We start from the raw sequence: 580 nt of genomic DNA, 5'->3' as shown, positions 1-580 counted from the left end.
TGTATGGGGCCATAGCTCAGCTGGGAGAGCGCCTGCCTTGCAAGCAGGAGGTCAGCGGTTCGATCCCGCTTGGCTCCACCATTCCCTGATAGCTCAGTTGGTAGAGCACTCGACTGTTAATCGAGTTGTCACAGGTTCGAGCCCTGTTCGGGGAGCCATTTAGGAGAGGTGTCCGAGTTGGTCGAAGGAGCACGATTGGAAATCGTGTAGGCGCCAAAAGCGTCTCGAGGGTTCGAATCCCTCTCTCTCCGCCAGATAGAATTTTGTTACTGTGGCCCGTTGGTCAAGGGGTTAAGACACCTCCCTTTCACGGAGGTAACAGGGGTTCGAATCCCCTACGGGTCATATATATGGAGGCTTAGCTCAGCTGGGAGAGCATCTGCCTTACAAGCAGAGGGTCGGGGGTTCGATCCCCTCAGCCTCCACCATATAACTTTTAAATAACGACGCGGGGTGGAGCAGCCCGGTAGCTCGTCGGGCTCATAACCCGAAGGCCGCAGGTTCAAATCCTGCCCCCGCAATTATACTTTCTATCAAGAAAGTGATCTGGAACCGTGGTGTAGTTGGCCTAACATGCCTG

At 54.7% G+C, this 580-nt stretch carries 6 tRNA genes; all 6 read left to right on the top strand.

The features are described 5' to 3' along the window. Nucleotides 1–5 precede the first annotated feature (5 nt). The 6 genes from HP548_RS00445 to HP548_RS00420 all read left to right on the top strand — a co-directional run bounded on the left by HP548_RS00445 (nucleotide 6) and on the right by HP548_RS00420 (nucleotide 521). Nucleotides 6–81: transfer RNA gene (locus tag HP548_RS00445), tRNA-Ala, on the top strand. A gap of 1 nt (nucleotide 82) precedes the next feature. After that, nucleotides 83–158, top strand: a tRNA-Asn gene (locus HP548_RS00440). Between the two features lie 4 nt (nucleotides 159–162). After that, nucleotides 163–254: transfer RNA gene (locus HP548_RS00435), tRNA-Ser, on the top strand. Between the two features lie 19 nt (nucleotides 255–273). Next, nucleotides 274–345, top strand: a tRNA-Glu gene (locus HP548_RS00430). A gap of 7 nt (nucleotides 346–352) precedes the next feature. Further along, nucleotides 353–428: transfer RNA gene (locus HP548_RS00425), tRNA-Val, on the top strand. 19 nt (nucleotides 429–447) lie between these two features. After that, a tRNA-Met gene (locus HP548_RS00420) sits at nucleotides 448–521 on the top strand. Nucleotides 522–580 lie beyond the last annotated feature (59 nt).

Origin of the sequence: Paenibacillus taichungensis, from assembly GCF_013359905.1 — a bacterium.
Classification (GTDB): domain Bacteria; phylum Bacillota; class Bacilli; order Paenibacillales; family Paenibacillaceae; genus Paenibacillus; species Paenibacillus taichungensis.
The sequence above is the reverse complement of the archived record's forward strand: the minus strand, read 5'-3'. Positions and strand labels throughout refer to the sequence as shown.